Genomic DNA, 16977 nt, shown 5'->3' on the forward strand with positions numbered 1-16977 from the left:
CCAGTGAACGTAATTTTGTTACCCATCGATCAGCGAGGCCCGACCAATGACGCAGTTGCAGAAAGATCGCCCCTGGCTCATCCGTACCTACGCAGGTCACTCAACGGCCAAGGCATCAAACGCACTCTACCGTGCAAACCTGGCCAAAGGTCAGACCGGCCTTTCCGTGGCTTTCGATCTGCCGACCCAAACCGGATATGACAGCGACCACACCCTGGCGCGCGGTGAAGTTGGGAAGGTCGGCGTACCAGTCTGCCATCTGGGAGATATGCGAGTTCTGTTCGACCAGATCCCGCTGGAGCAGATGAATACCTCGATGACGATCAATGCCACTGCTCCATGGCTTCTGGCGCTTTATATTGCAGTGGCCGAGGAACAAGGTGCTGATGTTTCGAAACTGCAGGGCACCGTCCAGAACGATCTGATCAAGGAATACCTGAGCCGCGGCACTTATGTGTGCCCGCCTAAGCCTTCGCTGAAGATGATCGCAGACGTGGCCGAGTATTGTTATGACAACGTGCCAAAATGGAATCCGATGAACGTGTGCTCGTACCACCTGCAGGAGGCTGGCGCGACGCCCGAGCAAGAGCTGGCCTACGCGCTGGCAACGGCCATCGCGGTGTTGGACGAACTACGCCCTCGGGTTCCCGCCGAGGATTTCCCCGCGCTCTGCGGTCGGATTTCGTTTTTCGTGAATGCCGGTATCCGGTTTGTTACCGAAATGTGCAAAATGCGCGCATTTGTCGATCTTTGGGATGAGATTCTGCAGCAGCGCTATGGCGTGACCGACCCCAAGTTCCGCCGATTCCGCTATGGTGTTCAAGTAAATTCGCTGGGGCTGACCGAACAGCAGCCGGAAAACAACGTGTATCGCATCCTTATCGAAATGCTGGCGGTCACCTTATCAAAACGCGCACGGGCGCGGGCTGTGCAATTGCCCGCGTGGAACGAAGCGCTGGGGCTACCGCGTCCTTGGGATCAGCAATGGTCGATGCGGATGCAACAAATCCTCGCCTATGAAACCGACCTGTTGGAATATGGCGATCTGTTCGACGGTAACCCGGTCGTCGATGCCAAGGTCGAAGAACTTAAGGACGGGGCGCGTGCTGAATTGGCCAATCTTGATTCGATGGGCGGTGCCGTGGCTTCGATCGAATACATGAAATCCAGACTGGTTGAATCCAACGCCGAGCGCCTGAACCGGATTGAGCGTAACGAGACCATTGTTGTAGGTGTAAACAAATGGACCGAGGGCGAAACCTCACCCCTGCAGACCGAAGATGGTGGCATTATGGTCGTCGATCCTGCGGTTGAGCAGGAGCAGATCGGGCGACTGAATGACTGGCGCGCAACACGGGATGAAGCTGCTGTCGCAGCTGCCTTGAGTACGTTGCGCGAAGCGGCCCAATCCGGTGCCAATGTGATGGCACCCTCAATCGCGGCGGCCAAGGCGGGCGTCACAACCGGAGAATGGGCTGAGGAAATGCGCAAGGCCTATGGCACCTATCGAGGTCCGACTGGCGTTTCGGGCTCCGTCTCGAACAAGACAGAAGGACTGGAGGATTTGCGTGCCGCCGTCGATGCAGTCAGCGACCGGTTAGGACGTAGGCTGAAGTTCCTTGTCGGCAAGCCTGGTTTGGACGGGCACTCGAATGGGGCCGAACAGATCGCCTTCCGCGCGCGCGATTGCGGTATGGATATCAGCTATGAAGGTATTCGCCTGACACCCGAGGAAATCGTAAGCGCGGCACAGGAAGAAGACGCCCATGTCATTGGCCTGTCCATCTTGTCAGGAAGCCATTTGCCGCTGGTCAAGGACGTCATGACGCGACTGAATGCGGCCGGCCTGAGCGACATCCCCGTCATTGTGGGCGGGATCATCCCTGATGAAGATGCCGAAGTGTTGCGGTCCATGGGGGTGGCTAAAATCTACACTCCCAAAAACTTTGAATTAAATACAATTATGGGAGATATCGTAACTTTGATTGACCCAAAGGAAATCGCCGCTGAGTAGAAATTAATTCTGCAAACATCTCCAATTCTATTTCCCAAATGTAAGGAATAGCGATATTTGGGAAAATAGAGCTTCCTTTGCATTCTGTGGGGGAATAATCGGAATGGAGCAAAATATGGCAATCGACTTAGAAAAAATGTCACGCAAAGAATTGCTCGAATTGCGCAATCGGGTCGAAAAAGCAATAAAGAGCGCTGAAACACGGGAACGAAAAGAAGCACTAAAAGCTGCCGAAAAGGCAGCGGCCGAATTCGGGTTTTCACTGTCCGAATTATCCCCAGATGGCGCAAAATCATCTAAAGGTGCAAAGGCAAAGCCGAAGTACCAAAACCCAAACGATCCGTCCCAAACCTGGACCGGGCGGGGTCGTAAACCGCAGTGGATTCATGATGCGCTGAAATCCGGCACTGACATATCTGATCTTGAAATTTGAGCTGGGGCATTTTGAATGACAATTCATATTGGTGCTGAAAAAGGCGCGATAGCCGAGACAGTTCTGCTACCTGGCGATCCATATCGCGCAAAATGGGCAGCCGAGACGTTTCTGGACGACGTCAAACTGGTTAATAACGTGCGTGGCATGCTGGGTTTTACCGGCACCTGGAACGGAAATCGCGTCACAATTCAGGGCAGTGGCATGGGGATGCCGTCACTGTCGATCTACGTAAACGAATTGATCCGTGACTACGATGCAAAGACTCTGATCCGGATTGGTTCATGCGGTGGAATGCAAAACAGCGTGAATGTGCGCGATGTCATTCTGGCGATGACGTCGACCACGCTCAGCACACCCTCGCGCGGGATCATGAAAGAGATGAATTTTGCCCCCTGTGCTGATTGGGGTCTACTGCAGGCTGCAGCGCAAGCGGCACAAGCCAAAGGCACACCGACCCATGTGGGCGGTATCTATTCGTCCGATGTTTTTTATGACGAACGCCCGGACCTGAATGAACAAATGGTTCGGCACGGAATTCTTGGAGTCGAGATGGAAGCCGCCGAGCTTTACATTCTTGCCGCACGCCACAAGTGCCGCGCATTGGCAGTGCTGACAGTTTCCGACCATTTATTAACCGGCGAGGCCCTGCCCTCCTCGGATCGGGAGAGCAGTTTTGGTGACATGGTAGAAATCGCGCTTCAGGCCGCCTTTCCCTCCAGTTGAACCTTAACGAGCCTAACGCCCATGCGTGCCGTCATATCCGTTGCGCGCGGGGCTGCTCCAACCCTCAAGTGCGCCTTCGGTCGGGGCAAAGGTCTCGACCAGTAAAGGATGGCACGATGCCGTATCCGATGAGTGCTCTGACGAGCAATCACCGCCGGGGCACGCGCTGAGAGTTCCCAGCAGATCAATCTCAGCAAAAAACTCAAGATAGTCACCGGGGCGAACGGGCGAAGCCTTCATGAAATACTGCCCTGTATCGCGCGTGAAGCCGGTGCACATGAACACGTTCAACACGTCATGAACGGCAGGTTCTGCTTCGGCCAACGAAATACCCAAATGATCCGCCAGCGCGCGCGTCAGGTTCGAGTGACAACAGTGATGATACTGAGTTCCTGATAGCAGATTGCCGGTATAGGGATCGCATCGCGTGCCGATCACGTCATGAACCGACCCGCCAAATGCGTCAATCCCGTACCAACCCAGCGTATCCGCAACGATGGTCGCCATGGGGCGTGTGTGCGGAAAACTTGACCACATACGCTCACCCGTCGTGATGTGTGTACCGTGCAGTGCACGTGTCTTGCCGGAATAGAACCGCTCGGACAGATCCTTGAGGTTCCACAAATTAAGGTCGCCAACCTGCGAACCCTCGACCGAGGTGATCCGAAAGAAATGCCCGGCTGGCACCTCAAAACAACCTGCATCCCGTGGTGGGACCAACACCTCACCTGTTTTCTGCGCACCAGCGCGAGCGGTCTGGTAAAGTCCAAGATCGGGTTTTGGCAACCCATCGTTCGGGTAGCAGACAACAGGTGCGATCGCGCGGCGCGCTTCAGCATCTGCGGGCGGGCGGGGAGTGTTCCGAGATTCTGTCATGGGCGGACAGTGGCTCAGTTCATCCCGACGGAAAAGCCCAAACTGCAGTTATTGCCCTTTCAAACATTGTGTTGGCTCGGCATCAGAATGCGAAACCGCACCACAGAACGCGCATCGCCACTCGCCCTCGCTTCGATGCTGCCGCCACCTGCAGTCGCGCGTCAGAGACGACGTGCGGGACCGCCAAAGGAAATAGGCAAAAACACCGGCGGCAAGAAGAAGCAGAAAAATAGGCATGCATCTGCTTTGCCGATTGCGGCGAGTTTATCAAGCCCGCACTGAACCGTCAGGCGGCATTGGCACAAACGCATTGCTTAGTATTACAGCGACAACATGCACTTGCCGAGATCCGGCAAGTGCTGTGTCACAAGTCAAACTGCCCGATCAACCATCATCATTTTGATCTCGGCAATCGCCTTGGCGGGGTTCAGGCCTTTGGGACAGGTTTTGGCACAGTTCATAATTGTGTGGCAGCGGTAGAGTTTGAAGGGATCTTCAAGCTCATCCAAACGCTCACCCGTCGCCTCATCCCGGCTGTCGATAATCCAGCGATAGGCATGCAGCAGCGCGGCAGGGCCGAGATAGCGATCCCCGTTCCACCAATAACTCGGGCACGAAGTTGAGCAGCTGGCGCACATCACGCATTCATACAAGCCATCCAGCTTCTTGCGGTCTTCGATCGACTGCTTCCACTCTTTCGCCGGACGGTTGGTCTTGGTTTCCAGCCACGGCATGATCGAAGCGTGCTGGGCATAGAAATGGGTCAGGTCAGGGATCAAATCCTTGACCACGGGCATATGCGGCAGCGGATAGATTTTAACGTCGCCCTTGATTTCATCCATGCCGTAAATACAGGCCAGCGTGTTGATCCCGTCGATGTTCATCGCGCAAGACCCACAGATACCTTCGCGGCATGAGCGGCGGAAGGTCAGCGTCGGGTCGATCTCGTTCTTGATCTTGATCAACGCGTCCAGAACCATCGGTCCGCAGGTATCCATGTCGACGAAATATGTATCGACGCGCGGGTTCTGCCCATCATCGGGGTTCCAGCGATAGATCTGGAACTTGCGCACATTGGACGCGCCTTCGGGCTTGGGCCAGGTCTTGCCGGTGGTGATCCGGGAATTCTTGGGGAGGGTCAGTTGTACCATTAGTTCCTCTCCTTAGAACGTACGCGCTTTGGGCGCGATTTTCTTCAGGCTGATGCCGCCTTCGGCTTCGGTGCTCAGCGGGTCGACGATCACGGGGCGATAACTGAGATCGACCTTGTTGCCTTCGACACGGCTGATGGTGTGTACGCGCCAATTCTCGTCATCACGCTCGGCAAAGTCTTCGTGGGCGTGTGCACCGCGGGATTCCTTGCGCGCCTCAGCCCCTACGATTGTCGCAAGCGCACTTGGCATGAGGTTGGTCAGCTCCAGCGATTCCATCAGGTCGCTGTTCCAGACAAGACTACGGTCTGAGACTTTCAGGTCATCCATCTTGGCCGCAATCGCGGTCATCTTTTCAACGCCTTCAGCCATGGTTTTGGCGGTACGGAAGACGGCCGCATCTTCTTGCATAGTCTTTTGCATCTCGAGCCGCAGATCGGCAGTCGGCACCGAACCGCTTGCGTTGCGCACCGCATCAAAGCGGTCGAATGCCTGATCAACCGACGGCTGGTTCAGTACAGGGTTCGGCGCCTCTGCATCCACCACCTTACCGGCACGGATAGCCGCCGCTCGACCAAACACCACTAGGTCAATCAACGAATTCGAACCCAAACGGTTCGCGCCATGGACCGACGCACAACCAGCCTCACCCACTGCCATCAGGCCAGGGACTACTGCAGTCGGGTCGTCAGCCGTTGGATTCAACACCTCACCCCAATAGTTGGTCGGAATGCCACCCATGTTGTAGTGAACCGTCGGCAGAACCGGGATCGGTTCTTTTGTGACATCCACGCCAGCAAACACGCGTGCGGATTCAGAAATCCCCGGAAGGCGTTCTGCCAACGCCTCAGAAGGCAGGTGGCTGAGGTTCAGGTGAATGTGATCACCGTTGTCGCCATGGCCTCGGCCTTCACGAATTTCCATAGTCATCGAACGCGAGACATAGTCACGCGGCGCGAGGTCCTTGTACTGGGGCGCGTACCGCTCCATGAACCGTTCACCTTCCGCGTTGGTCAGATAACCACCCTCGCCACGTGCACCTTCAGTGATCAGGCAACCCGAGCCGTAGATGCCCGTCGGGTGGAACTGAACAAACTCCATATCCTGCAGCGCCAGGCCCGCGCGGGCCACCATGCCACCACCATCACCCGTGCAGGTATGGGCCGAGGTCGCGCTGAAATAGGCGCGGCCATAGCCGCCGGTCGCCAGCACCACCATCTTGGCGTTGAACACATGCATCGTGCCATCGTCGAGCTTCCAGCAGACAACACCCTGACATTGCCCATCCTCGGACATGATCAGGTCGATGGCAAAATATTCAATGTAGAATTCGGCGTTGTTCTTCAGGGACTGGCCATAGAGCGTGTGCAGGATAGCGTGGCCGGTTCGGTCGGCGGCGGCGCAGGTCCGCTGCACGGCAGGGCCTTCACCAAATTCGGTGGTGTGGCCGCCGAAAGGGCGCTGGTATATCTTACCTTCTTCGGTCCGGCTGAAGGGAACTCCGTAGTGCTCAAGCTCATAAACCGCCTTTGGAGCTTCGCGAGCGAGGTATTCCATTGCGTCCGTATCACCCAGCCAGTCCGAGCCCTTTACGGTGTCATACATGTGCCACTGCCAATGGTCGGGGCCCATGTTCGAGAGAGAGGCGGCGATGCCACCCTGCGCCGCCACAGTATGGGAACGGGTTGGAAATACCTTGGTCACACACGCGGTGCGCAGTCCCTGTTCCGCCATGCCCAGAGTTGCGCGCAGACCCGCGCCACCGGCACCGACAACCACCACGTCATATTCGTGGGTTTCGTATTCATATGCTGCTGTCATCTTAGGTGATCCTTACCGCACGTTCTCAAAGGGCGAGCTTAACAAGGGCGAAAAGCCCCGCAGCAATCAGCGTGTATCCGAAAGCCGCCACCGCCATCAGGCTCAGTTTTTCAGCGACGCCGTGAACGTAATCTTCGATTGCTACCTGCGTTTCACGCACAAGGTGAAGAACGACGACAACCAATGTCAAAGCTGTCACGATGGCTGGAAAGGGACGGCTGTAGTAGGCCAGTACCTCTTCGTAGGTTCCACCCAGCCCAGCGGCAAAGGTGAACACGAATAAAGGAACCAGAAAAACCAACGCTGTTGAGCTGGCCATCATCTGCCAATGATGATGGGTGCCTTGACGGCCTGCTCCCATACCCTGTGCGCGTTTGCGTTCCGTGAGGTATTGCATGGCGAAACTCCTTATACCGCAAGCGCTGTGATGAAGGTAAGGATGGTGGCCAGCACGAACATGCCGATTGCCAGCTTCTCGGACACCTCGACATTCACGCAATAGCCCAAATCCCAGATCACGTGCCGCAACCGCCCCAGCATGTGATAGAAGATCGCCCAGGTTGCTGCGAACATGACCAGATCGCCCAGCCAACTGCGCATCAGGCCATCGATAAATGCAAACGCACCTTCAGATGTCGCTGCCGCCAATAACCACCAAACAACAAAAAAGGCGATCAACAACGACGCGATCCCAGTTATGCGGACCATGATCGAAGATATCGATGTCATCTGCGGACGATAGATCGACAGGTGCGGTGAAAGAGGGCGATTGCCCCGATTTACATCGGCCATGTTGGCTCCTTTTCGGTTGGCTACCGAATGTTTTACTGGTTTTTGCGACCCTGTCACGTGCTGCACGTGCAAAATCCAGTAAATTTAACGCAAAACCATCGATTAGGCACTTTTGTGATCACGCGAAATAATCTCGTGATCACAAATGGTGTCTGATACAGCCAATGTTAGCGATTTCAACGATAAAGCGATGTGATCACGAATCTATTGCAAGGGTGATCCCACGTGTGCCGTTTGCTGAGTGACTTCGCGCAAAAGCTTCTTTCGAATACGCTCGGGGTAGTCGGCGAAGCCCGCGGCTGAGACAACAAAAGCGCCCTCACCCACGATGACATTTTCGAAGAAATAGGCGGTGAGCTCTGGTTCACTTTCTTCGATTGCGATTGCATTCACGGTAATCCCGCTATCCCTCAGTTTGGCGTGCAGCTTTGCGGGTTCGACGCCTTCGTTTGAAACACCGTCGCCTGACAGATCAATCAAGTGTCGTTTGCACATGGACATGTCACCAAAACTGGCAATGGTGGTCTCAAGCGCCTCACCAATCGCTGTCGAGAAATTGCGCCAAACACGCGGGTCATTGGCGACCTGGTTTGCAAAACCGTCGAGCGCTGTAAAGCTGTCGATCCGGGTCCAGGGTATCGTAATCCGTTGGCGCGAACTGCCAGTCCACTGCACTAGCATCAATTGTGCCTCACCTCGTACCAGTGCTTCGGACACAACCGGATCCCGCAATCCGGCGGCAAGCCCGTCCATCTGTATGCGATATTCCTCGGAATCAACCGACCCTGACACATCTACAGCCAATGCAAGAGCCAGATCACAGGCATAGGCCTGCGAAGTCAAACAAAGCGTCGTAACAAGTGACCGCAACACTATCATGACCCGAACGTATCATGAATTTCGTTTAGCGCGATCACTTCGACGTCACTGGACAGGCTGTTGACCTACACTGGCATCAAGGCCCAGTAGTCCAGATCAAGCAACACGTTAGGCAGGTATTTGCCTTCTTCGTTACGCAGTTCAAATGGCGTCCCGCCTTTCGTGGCGACCAGACGTAGACGCACAGCACCGACACCGACACCGGGCGTAACGGTTTCAGCCTTGTCCAACACCTCGGACCAGGCTTTGATCGTGTCGCCAGCAAAGCAAGGATTGGCATGCGCACCGCCATTCAATCCCACGATCATCTGCGCATTTGCCAAGCCGTTGAACGATAAGGCGCGCGCCATCGAGATTACATGGCCGCCGTAAATCAGCCGACCTTCAGGGCGGAATGTCAGGTCGAAATGCACCTTCGCGGTGTTCTGCCAAAGGCGAGTGGCCAGCATATGCTCGGCCTCTTCGACGGTCACGCCATCGACGTGATCGATCTTCTCGCCTGTTTCGTAGTCCCCCCAGCGATGCACCTCACCCGCCTGAGTGAAATCATAGTTTGAGAAATCAAGACCATGAGGCACATCAAGATCGCTGACATCCAGCGCCTTTTTTAGATTGGGCACAACCGACTTGGGCGCGGGCGCATCGAGGTTCGATTTGCGCACCATCACCCAGCGCACATATTCGATAACGACCTCATCGCGCTGGTTCAGGCCGCGCGTACGAACCCAGACAACCCCGGTCTTGCCGTTCGAGTTCTGCTTGAGGCCGATCACCTCGGATTCGGCGCGCAGTGTATCGCTGGGATAGACCGGTCGCAGCCAGCGCCCTTCGGCATACCCCAGATTGGCCACCGCATTCAGCGAAATATCGGGCACCGTTTTGCCGAAGACCACATGAAGGGCCGCCAAATCATCAATCGGGCTTTGCGGCAGTCCGCAATTCCGGGCAAACTCATCCGAGGAATAAAGCGCGTGACGCGCCGGGTAGAGCGCGTGATACAGTGCACGCTCGCCATTTGTCACGGTGCGCGGCACGGCGTGATGCAGCACCTGTCCGACAGAATAATCCTCAAAAAAGTTACCCGGATTGGTTTTTGCCATTATTGCTGTCCCAATTTCATCTCAGCGGAATAGTCGGAATCGACCTCTTTGATAACCGCCTGAGCGCATCGCATCACGTTATTGGCAGCGTCGAACGCATAAGAGGGATCGCCATACAGCTCCCACCCCTTTGCCAATGCGTCTGAGACCTTGTGGCAGAAAGCCGATGTGTCTTCCTCAGTCAACAAACGATATAGTTTCGCCATTGTATCAACCTCTTACCCGCCGAACGGAGATGGGCCAACCAGCCCGTGAATATAACCCACGATGCCCAGCAATACGATGGAGGCCACAAAGAACATCGCGTCCTTGCCATAGGTGCCGGGCTCACCCGGGGTCCACTCTGGCTCGGATTTATTGATTACGATCACTTCGACTACAGCCCAGGCCAGCAAGCCGCCAAACAGCACAATTGAAGCCAGATCGCCATTCACCAACAAATGCGCAAACGCCCAAAGCTTGAAGCCGCCCAGCATCGGATGACGAAGCTTGTTTAGAAGGCGGCCTTTCTGACCTGCCGGACTCATCATATAAAACGCGATCAACATCAGCAGATTATTGATGTGAATCAAGAAGGTTGGCGGTGCCCAGACATAGATGAAATCGGTCATGCGATAGCCGAAGATCATCAGTAGAATCGACGCAACCAACGCCAGCGCAACCACGCCTTTGCCGCCATTGCCCAGCGCCGCACGCTGCGCAGGCATCACGCGTTTGAACAGATGTGCGGCCCACCACAACGCCACACCAAGAATCAGAAGAACAAAGCCCATGCTGGCTTACCCCGCTTGCAAAGCTGTTATCGCCTTTGCTTTTGCCAGAGTTTCACGGGCAGTTACAACGTGTAGGTTTTCAACAATCTTGCCATCAACAACAGCGACGCCCTGCCCCTGTGCCTCGGTCTCTTCAAAGGCGGCGATCTGACGGCGGGCCAGATCGATCTCATCTTCCGAGGGCGCAAAGGCCGTATTCGCGATCTCGACTTGCGCGGGGTGGATCAGCGTTTTGCCGTCAAAACCCATATCGCGGCCTTGGGTACATTCGGCCTGCAGACCATCGGCATCCTTGAAAGCATTGTAGACGCCATCGACGATGATCAGACCTTCTGCCTTTGCGGCCAGCAGACAAAGACCTAGCGAAGTCATCATCGGCAGGCGATCGGGGCGGAAGCGGGTCTGCAGCTCTTTCGCGAGATCGTTGGTGCCCATGACGAATCCTGCCATCAGCGGATGTGCTGCGATTTCAGCCGCATTCAGCATGCCACGCGACGTTTCCATCATCGCCCAGATCGGCAAGTCTCCGGTTATGGCAGCCAGCGCGTCCACATCCGCGGCCGAGTTCACCTTGGGCAGCAGAACGACATCCGCATCCATATCGCGGACTGCTTCAGCATCGGCGCGCCCCCATTCGGTGTCCAGACCGTTGATCCGCACGATCTTGACCCGTGCGCCGTAATTGCCCTCGGCCAGAGCCGCGTTCAAAGTCTCGCGTGCGTTTTCTTTTTCATCGGCAGAAACCGCATCTTCGAGGTCAAAGATGATCGCATCCACGGGCAATGTGCGCGCTTTATCTAAAGCCCGATCTCGTGAGCCGGGGATATAAAGTACGGAACGATAGGGGCGTTGGCGCGGATCCACGGGACTCTCCCATTGAAATAATATTGCGCGGAATGGGGCATTTTTTGATGGAAAGTTCAAGAGCAAAATCGCCGCAGCGCAGCATCCCAGCATCGTGACGCAACGCGCGCAGCCTTAACGCGATTTATTTCAGCCTGCAGCACGCTGTTTTCAGAAGGGAATCGAAAGGGGTGACTGATGAAGAAGATATTGCTGAATACGACGATCGGGTTGGGCATCATGGTATTGGCTGCGCAGCAGGTCAGCGCACAAAGCTGCGCGCCGCGCGCGGATGTGATCAAACGATTGGCGAAAACCTATGGCGAAACCCGCCGAGGCATTGGAATCGCGCGTCGGGGTGCGGTGATGGAGGTTTTTGCCTCGGATCAGACCGGCAGCTGGACCATTGTTGTAACCTTGCCCGAGGGTGTGACCTGTCTGATCGCCTCGGGCCGATCCTATGAGACATTGGCCGAGGCGTTGCCGCCCAACGCCTAGACCAAGGCGTCCCAGATCAATTTGCTTCCGGTCAGGGTCAGCAGGACATAGGCGATGCCAAAGAACAGGCGTTCGGATAGCATGAAATGTGCCCGGACGCCCAGCCAAGCGCCAAGGATGGCGAACGGGGTGAGCAGCAGATCAGCCAGAGCGGTGTGCCAGGTGAACAGGCCCAGATATGCGAAGGGCACAAATTTCGCCGCGTTGATTACCCAGAAGACCAGCACCGTCGTGGCCTGAAATTCGGTTTTCGACAGGCGTTGGGACAGCAGATAGACGGCGGCGGGCGGGCCACCCGCGTGGCTGACAAAACTGGTAAATCCGGCAACCAGCCCGGCAAACAATCCTGCCGAAGGTGGCAAGTGATTGGTAAAGCCGCGCACCCAGCCCCTTGTCTGGGCAACGTGCCAGATCACAAAGCCAACCGAAATCCCGCCGATCAGCAACCGCAGCAGATCGTCATCGGTTGCCCGATAGAGCCACGCGCCCAGCGCAATGCCAGGCACTGCACCAAGGATCAGCAGGCGTGAATCCGGCCAGCTCCAGCGCTTCCAATAAGGCTTTAGGGTTGCAAGGTCGATCACCATCAGGATCGGTAGCATCAACGCCAACGCCTGCCCGGGTGTCAGTATCAGCGCCAGAATCGACGAAGACGCAAAGGCCACGCCGGACCCAAAACCGCCCTTGGATATCCCTGCAAATATCACCGCCGGGATCGCCACCGCAAAAAACATCAGGTTCAGTTCGAACATGCGACGTCCCTTGATTTGACCTGTCTCACAAGACCTTTAGCGCAATCCGGTCAGGCGCCGCAACGGTATGCGGTTGCATGCCGCGCCGCTGGACCCTTGCAACAAAGCCATTTAGCGACTAGCACAACCGCGATTTCAAAACCCATCGGAGATTTTCCAAATGGCCAGACCCAAGATCGCGCTGATCGGCGCAGGTCAGATCGGCGGGACACTCGCCCACCTCGCCGCAATGAAAGAACTTGGTGACGTTGTCCTGTTCGACATCGCCGAAGGCACCCCGGAAGGCAAGGCGTTGGACATCGCCGAATCTGGCCCGTCGGAAGGCTTCGATGCCAATCTGAAAGGCACCCAGTCCTATGAGGACATCGCGGGCGCCGACGTCTGCATCGTGACCGCCGGTGTCCCCCGCAAGCCGGGCATGAGCCGCGACGACTTGTTGGGCATCAACCTGAAAGTCATGAAGTCGGTCGGCGAAGGTATCGCTGCCAATGCTCCGGATGCGTTCGTTATCTGTATCACCAACCCGCTGGATGCGATGGTCTGGGCACTGCGTGAGTTCTCGGGTCTGCCGCATAACAAGGTCTGCGGTATGGCGGGCGTTCTGGACTCGGGCCGTTTCGCCCATTTCCTGTCGGAAGAGTTCAACGTCTCGATGCGCGACGTCACCGCGTTCGTTTTGGGTGGTCACGGCGATACGATGGTGCCATCAGTGCGCTATTCGACCGTTGCCGGCATCCCGCTGCCCGATCTGGTCGAGATGGGCTGGACCACGCAGGAAAAACTGGACGCCATCGTTCAACGCACCCGTGATGGCGGCGCCGAAATCGTTGGCCTGCTAAAAACCGGTTCGGCCTTCTACGCGCCTGCCACCTCGGCTATTGAAATGGCCGAAGCCTACTTGAAAGACCAAAAACGCGTTCTGCCCTGCGCCGCCTATTGCGATGGCGAGCTGGGTGTGAGCGGCATGTATGTCGGCGTGCCCACAGTTATCGGTGCCGGTGGTATTGAGCGTATCGTCAACATCAAGCTGAACGAAGAAGAACAGGCCGGTTTCGACAACTCGGTCAACGCCGTGAAAGGCCTGATCGAGGCTTGTAAGGGCATCGATGGCTCGCTGGCCTAAGGTCGGGTAATCCTGACTATCGACTTGAATGCGCGTCTTCGGACGCGCATTTTTCTTTTTTGAACTACAGAGGAGAAGTTTTAGTGTTCACTACCATCTTCTTGATAACACTAAAGCTCACTCTCTATGTTTTGGCTTTACCAGCACTCTTACTTTTGTTGATATGGCAGACCTCCGGCAAAGCTCGGGGCATTTTCACTACAGTTCTTAAGGCCTACTCGGCGCTATGCATCGTACTTGGGGTCGGGCTGATCCCGGTATTTTTCCTCGCGTTCGGAATCGGTGGAGGAAACCCAACTGTGATGGACCTGTTGCTCGCAGCCATTATACGAACCGCGCCACTTTTCTTGGCGGGAGGGATTTCATTTTATCTGTGGTTTTTACAGAATCGTTACTTTCTGAAAAACTAGCTCAATGCACGCGCGTATATTTTTGTGATCACACCCGAAAAACCTGTGATCACAAATACTGAAAATCTTCGGCAATTTCCCATAACACGTCAAAAAACTCTTTATATTTGGCGCTTAGACACCCCTACTACGGTGTAATCGTAGTCAGACGGGACAATGTCGATGAACATTCACGAATATCAGGCCAAAGCTCTTTTGCGCAGCTATGGCGCTCCGGTCTCCGATGGTCGCGCAGTTCTGCGCGCTGAGGAAGCCAAAACCGCAGCCGGTGAACTGGATGGCCCTCTGTGGGTCGTCAAAGCACAAATCCATGCGGGTGGGCGCGGCAAAGGCTCGTTCAAAGAGACTGATGCCGGCGAAAAGGGCGGTGTCCGTCTGACCAAATCGGTGGAAGAAGCTGCCGAGGAAGCCAAAAAGATGCTGGGCCGCACGCTGGTCACCCATCAGACCGGCCCAGCAGGCAAGCAGGTGAACCGCATCTATATCGAGGCCGGCTCGGGCATCGAGACCGAGATGTATCTGGCCCTGCTGGTGGATCGCCAAACCAGCCGCATTTCGTTCGTTTGCTCCACCGAAGGCGGCATGGACATCGAAGAAGTGGCCGCCGCGACGCCCGAGAAAATTCTGTCCTTCTCGGTTGACCCCGCGACGGGTTATCAGCCCTATCACGGCCGTCGCATCGCGTTTTCGCTGGGCCTGCAGGGCGCGCAAGTCAAGCAATGCGTCAAACTGATGAGCCAGCTTTATGCCGCCTTCGTCGAGAAGGACATGGAGATGCTGGAAATCAACCCGCTGATCGTCTCTGACAAAGGCGACCTGAAAGTGCTGGACGCCAAAGTCAGTTTTGACGGCAACGCGATGTATCGCCACCCGGATATTTCGGAACTGCGCGACACAACCGAAGAAGATTCCAAGGAATTGGAAGCGTCGAAATACGACCTGAACTACATCGCGCTGGATGGTGAGATCGGCTGCATGGTCAACGGTGCCGGTCTGGCGATGGCGACGATGGACATCATCAAGCTCTATGGGGCCGAGCCTGCCAACTTCCTCGACGTGGGCGGCGGTGCCACCAAAGAGAAAGTGACCGAGGCGTTCAAGATCATCACCTCGGACCCGCAGGTCAAAGGCATTCTGGTCAACATCTTCGGCGGCATTATGCGCTGTGATGTCATCGCCGAGGGCGTTGTGGCTGCGGTGAAAGAGGTCGGGCTGCAAGTGCCGCTGGTCGTGCGTTTGGAAGGCACCAATGTCGAGAAAGGCAAAGAGATCATCAACACCTCGGGCCTGGACGTGATCGCAGCGGACAACCTGAAAGACGGTGCCGAGAAGATCGTGAAGGCGGTTAAGGGTTGAGGCAAGTGACCGAAGGTTTTCGCCATTCTCTTGCAACTGCTTGCCTAGTTTTGATGTCAGCGTTCTTCGGGTCTTCAGCCTCAGCTCAAGATCTCGAACCAGGCACCAAAGGCTTGGGCTTGGAGGACACTGCGAACTTGTTTATCGGTGTCTGCGCTAAAACTTATCCGAACTTTCGTAAGGCTAAGAAAGTGCTTGTCCAAAACGGGTTTCAAGCTCACTCGAAAACGGGAACGTTTTACGATGGCAAGCGAGATGTGTCTTTTAAACTGACGCGTAGCTCGTCCGGCAAAGTTTGCTCCATGGTTTTCTCGTCGAAAGAGAAACCAGAGGAGCTCGGTTTACTGCTTGCTGTAGGAAGTACACAAGGAACTGACGGTAATGCGAAAATCGACGTTGATCCGAACACCTACGCGACTCGAACAAACTCGCGCGGAGGTTCGGTTATGAACTTCACACCCACGATTGTGAACAACGGCAAACAATACTTTCGTGCGTCCTTGAGCGCATCAAACTGACAAGGAGACTCCAAAATGGCAGTCCTCATCGACGAAAATACCAAAGTGATCTGTCAGGGCTTCACCGGCTCGCAGGGCACATTCCACTCTGAACAGGCCATCGCCTATGGCACCAAGATGGTCGGCGGCGTGACCCCCGGCAAAGGTGGGATGACCCATCTTGACCTGCCCGTGTTCAACTCGGTCCATGAGGCCAAGTATTTGACCGAAGCCAATGCCAGCGTGATCTATGTGCCGCCGCCGTTTGCAGCAGACTCGATCCTTGAGGCGATTGATGCCGAGATGGAAGTGATCGTCTGCATCACCGAAGGCATCCCGGTTCTGGACATGATGAAGGTGAAGCGCGCGCTGGAAGGCTCAAGCTCGCGCCTGATCGGTCCGAACTGCCCCGGTGTCATCACACCCGACGCCTGCAAGATCGGCATCATGCCCGGCCACATCCACAAGCGCGGCTCGGTCGGCGTTGTGTCGCGTTCGGGGACCCTGACTTATGAGGCCGTCAAGCAGACTACGGACGTGGGTCTGGGTCAGTCCACCTGTGTGGGCATCGGCGGCGACCCGATCAAAGGGACCGAGCATATCGACGTGCTGGAATGGTTCCTGGCCGATGACGAGACTCACTCGATCATCATGATCGGTGAGATCGGCGGTTCGGCCGAGGAAGAAGCCGCGCAGTTCCTTGCGGATGAAGCCAAGAAGGGTCGCTCCAAGCCGACGGCGGGTTTCATCGCTGGTCGCACAGCCCCTCCTGGCCGCCGCATGGGCCACGCGGGCGCCATCGTCGCTGGCGGCAAGGGCGGTGCCGAGGACAAGATCGAAGCCATGCGCACAGCCGGTATCGTCGTGGCCGAAAGCCCGGCGCAGCTGGGTGAGGCTGTGCTGGAAGCGATTGGGTAAGCTGTGAGCCGGGGC

Annotated in this window: 20 protein-coding genes; 9 read left to right on the plus strand and 11 right to left on the minus strand. The window is 56.0% G+C overall.

Going from position 1 to position 16977, the window contains the following annotated elements; genetic code table 11:
- Positions 1–46: 46 nt before the first annotated feature.
- The 3 genes from Q1B46_RS08620 (at position 47) to deoD (ending at position 3173) form a co-directional block, all read left to right on the plus strand.
- Complete coding sequence (locus Q1B46_RS08620; RefSeq protein ID WP_299946967.1) at positions 47–2014, plus strand: protein meaA; 1968 nt, start codon at positions 47–49, stop codon at positions 2012–2014.
- 115 nt (positions 2015–2129) lie between these two features.
- Entirely contained in the window at positions 2130–2447 is a 318-nt protein-coding gene (locus tag Q1B46_RS08625; protein ID WP_299946969.1) for an H-NS histone family protein, read from the plus strand.
- A 15-nt stretch (positions 2448–2462) separates the two neighbouring features.
- Positions 2463–3173: a purine-nucleoside phosphorylase gene (deoD, locus tag Q1B46_RS08630; protein ID WP_299946971.1), complete on the plus strand. Its 711-nt coding sequence runs from the start codon at positions 2463–2465 to the stop codon at positions 3171–3173.
- Positions 3174–3185: 12 nt separating this feature from the next.
- Here the strand turns inward: deoD and Q1B46_RS08635 are convergent, their stop codons facing one another.
- The 10 genes from Q1B46_RS08635 to Q1B46_RS08680 all read right to left on the minus strand — a co-directional run bounded on the left by Q1B46_RS08635 (position 3186) and on the right by Q1B46_RS08680 (position 11429).
- Positions 3186–4049, minus strand: coding sequence for a DUF1989 domain-containing protein (locus tag Q1B46_RS08635; RefSeq protein ID WP_299946974.1), 864 nt, complete (start codon positions 4047–4049; stop codon positions 3186–3188).
- A gap of 371 nt (positions 4050–4420) precedes the next feature.
- The gene (locus tag Q1B46_RS08640; RefSeq protein ID WP_299946977.1) at positions 4421–5200 is read right to left on the minus strand and encodes a succinate dehydrogenase iron-sulfur subunit; all 780 of its coding nucleotides are present in this window, start codon (positions 5198–5200) and stop codon (positions 4421–4423) included.
- Between the two features lie 12 nt (positions 5201–5212).
- Entirely contained in the window at positions 5213–7021 is a 1809-nt protein-coding gene (gene sdhA, locus Q1B46_RS08645; RefSeq protein ID WP_299946979.1) for a succinate dehydrogenase flavoprotein subunit, read from the minus strand.
- Positions 7022–7046: 25 nt separating this feature from the next.
- Complete coding sequence (gene sdhD, locus Q1B46_RS08650) at positions 7047–7418, minus strand: succinate dehydrogenase, hydrophobic membrane anchor protein (RefSeq protein WP_299662916.1); 372 nt, start codon at positions 7416–7418, stop codon at positions 7047–7049.
- 11 nt (positions 7419–7429) lie between these two features.
- On the minus strand, positions 7430–7813 hold the full coding sequence (sdhC, locus tag Q1B46_RS08655; protein ID WP_299946981.1) for a succinate dehydrogenase, cytochrome b556 subunit: 384 nt from the start codon (positions 7811–7813) through the stop codon (positions 7430–7432).
- Between the two features lie 204 nt (positions 7814–8017).
- On the minus strand, positions 8018–8692 hold the full coding sequence (locus Q1B46_RS08660) for a DUF1194 domain-containing protein (protein WP_299946984.1): 675 nt from the start codon (positions 8690–8692) through the stop codon (positions 8018–8020).
- A 65-nt stretch (positions 8693–8757) separates the two neighbouring features.
- Entirely contained in the window at positions 8758–9792 is a 1035-nt protein-coding gene (locus Q1B46_RS08665; protein WP_299946986.1) for a MaoC family dehydratase, read from the minus strand.
- Positions 9792–9998, minus strand: coding sequence for a DUF1737 domain-containing protein (locus Q1B46_RS08670; protein ID WP_299662912.1), 207 nt, complete (start codon positions 9996–9998; stop codon positions 9792–9794). Before Q1B46_RS08670 ends, Q1B46_RS08665 begins: the two co-directional genes overlap by 1 nt.
- A gap of 12 nt (positions 9999–10010) precedes the next feature.
- Positions 10011–10565: an NnrU family protein gene (locus Q1B46_RS08675; protein WP_299946989.1), complete on the minus strand. Its 555-nt coding sequence runs from the start codon at positions 10563–10565 to the stop codon at positions 10011–10013.
- Between the two features lie 6 nt (positions 10566–10571).
- Positions 10572–11429 carry a CoA ester lyase gene (locus Q1B46_RS08680; RefSeq protein ID WP_299946990.1) on the minus strand — a complete coding sequence of 286 codons (858 nt, stop codon included), beginning with the start codon at positions 11427–11429 and terminating at the stop codon, positions 10572–10574.
- 177 nt (positions 11430–11606) lie between these two features.
- On the opposite strand from Q1B46_RS08680, the gene Q1B46_RS08685 reads away from it, so the two are divergent.
- Positions 11607–11906: a hypothetical protein gene (locus Q1B46_RS08685; RefSeq protein ID WP_299946993.1), complete on the plus strand. Its 300-nt coding sequence runs from the start codon at positions 11607–11609 to the stop codon at positions 11904–11906.
- Here the strand turns inward: Q1B46_RS08685 and Q1B46_RS08690 are convergent.
- Positions 11903–12658 carry a sulfite exporter TauE/SafE family protein gene (locus Q1B46_RS08690; protein WP_299946995.1) on the minus strand — a complete coding sequence of 252 codons (756 nt, stop codon included), beginning with the start codon at positions 12656–12658 and terminating at the stop codon, positions 11903–11905. The genes Q1B46_RS08685 and Q1B46_RS08690 overlap by 4 nt on opposite strands.
- Before the next feature lie 160 nt (positions 12659–12818).
- Here Q1B46_RS08690 and mdh point away from each other — a divergent pair, with 160 nt between their 5' ends.
- The 5 genes from mdh (at position 12819) to sucD (ending at position 16962) form a co-directional block, all read left to right on the plus strand.
- Complete coding sequence (mdh, locus tag Q1B46_RS08695; RefSeq protein WP_299946997.1) at positions 12819–13781, plus strand: malate dehydrogenase; 963 nt, start codon at positions 12819–12821, stop codon at positions 13779–13781.
- A gap of 83 nt (positions 13782–13864) precedes the next feature.
- A complete protein-coding gene (locus Q1B46_RS08700) occupies positions 13865–14191 on the plus strand; it encodes a hypothetical protein (RefSeq protein WP_299946999.1) in 327 nt (108 codons plus the stop codon).
- Between the two features lie 162 nt (positions 14192–14353).
- Positions 14354–15547, plus strand: coding sequence for an ADP-forming succinate--CoA ligase subunit beta (sucC, locus tag Q1B46_RS08705; RefSeq protein ID WP_299947002.1), 1194 nt, complete (start codon positions 14354–14356; stop codon positions 15545–15547).
- A gap of 5 nt (positions 15548–15552) precedes the next feature.
- The gene (locus Q1B46_RS08710; protein WP_299947005.1) at positions 15553–16065 is read left to right on the plus strand and encodes a hypothetical protein; all 513 of its coding nucleotides are present in this window, start codon (positions 15553–15555) and stop codon (positions 16063–16065) included.
- Positions 16066–16080: 15 nt separating this feature from the next.
- Entirely contained in the window at positions 16081–16962 is an 882-nt protein-coding gene (gene sucD, locus Q1B46_RS08715; RefSeq protein ID WP_299947008.1) for a succinate--CoA ligase subunit alpha, read from the plus strand.
- Positions 16963–16977: the final 15 nt, after the last annotated feature.

Origin of the sequence: uncultured Ruegeria sp. (genome assembly GCF_947500045.1) — a bacterium.
GTDB lineage: Bacteria > Pseudomonadota > Alphaproteobacteria > Rhodobacterales > Rhodobacteraceae > Ruegeria.

Excerpts from the sequence above, each read along its gene's own strand:
- sdhA (WP_299946979.1), bottom strand. The coding sequence starts at position 7,021 with ATGACAGCAGCATATGAATACGAAACCCACGAATATGACGTGGTGGTT.
- Q1B46_RS08635 (WP_299946974.1), bottom strand. The coding sequence starts at position 4,049 with ATGACAGAATCTCGGAACACTCCCCGCCCGCCCGCAGATGCTGAAGCG.
- Q1B46_RS08685 (WP_299946993.1), top strand. The coding sequence starts at position 11,607 with ATGAAGAAGATATTGCTGAATACGACGATCGGGTTGGGCATCATGGTA.
- Q1B46_RS08620 (WP_299946967.1), top strand. The coding sequence starts at position 47 with ATGACGCAGTTGCAGAAAGATCGCCCCTGGCTCATCCGTACCTACGCA.
- Q1B46_RS08640 (WP_299946977.1), bottom strand. The coding sequence starts at position 5,200 with ATGGTACAACTGACCCTCCCCAAGAATTCCCGGATCACCACCGGCAAG.
- deoD (WP_299946971.1), top strand. The coding sequence starts at position 2,463 with ATGACAATTCATATTGGTGCTGAAAAAGGCGCGATAGCCGAGACAGTT.
- Q1B46_RS08660 (WP_299946984.1), bottom strand. The coding sequence starts at position 8,692 with ATGATAGTGTTGCGGTCACTTGTTACGACGCTTTGTTTGACTTCGCAG.
- sucC (WP_299947002.1), top strand. The coding sequence starts at position 14,354 with ATGAACATTCACGAATATCAGGCCAAAGCTCTTTTGCGCAGCTATGGC.
- Q1B46_RS08670 (WP_299662912.1), bottom strand. The coding sequence starts at position 9,998 with ATGGCGAAACTATATCGTTTGTTGACTGAGGAAGACACATCGGCTTTC.
- mdh (WP_299946997.1), top strand. The coding sequence starts at position 12,819 with ATGGCCAGACCCAAGATCGCGCTGATCGGCGCAGGTCAGATCGGCGGG.
- sdhC (WP_299946981.1), bottom strand. The coding sequence starts at position 7,813 with ATGGCCGATGTAAATCGGGGCAATCGCCCTCTTTCACCGCACCTGTCG.
- Q1B46_RS08625 (WP_299946969.1), top strand. The coding sequence starts at position 2,130 with ATGGCAATCGACTTAGAAAAAATGTCACGCAAAGAATTGCTCGAATTG.
- Q1B46_RS08690 (WP_299946995.1), bottom strand. The coding sequence starts at position 12,658 with ATGTTCGAACTGAACCTGATGTTTTTTGCGGTGGCGATCCCGGCGGTG.
- sucD (WP_299947008.1), top strand. The coding sequence starts at position 16,081 with ATGGCAGTCCTCATCGACGAAAATACCAAAGTGATCTGTCAGGGCTTC.
- Q1B46_RS08665 (WP_299946986.1), bottom strand. The coding sequence starts at position 9,792 with ATGGCAAAAACCAATCCGGGTAACTTTTTTGAGGATTATTCTGTCGGA.
- Q1B46_RS08675 (WP_299946989.1), bottom strand. The coding sequence starts at position 10,565 with ATGGGCTTTGTTCTTCTGATTCTTGGTGTGGCGTTGTGGTGGGCCGCA.
- sdhD (WP_299662916.1), bottom strand. The coding sequence starts at position 7,418 with ATGCAATACCTCACGGAACGCAAACGCGCACAGGGTATGGGAGCAGGC.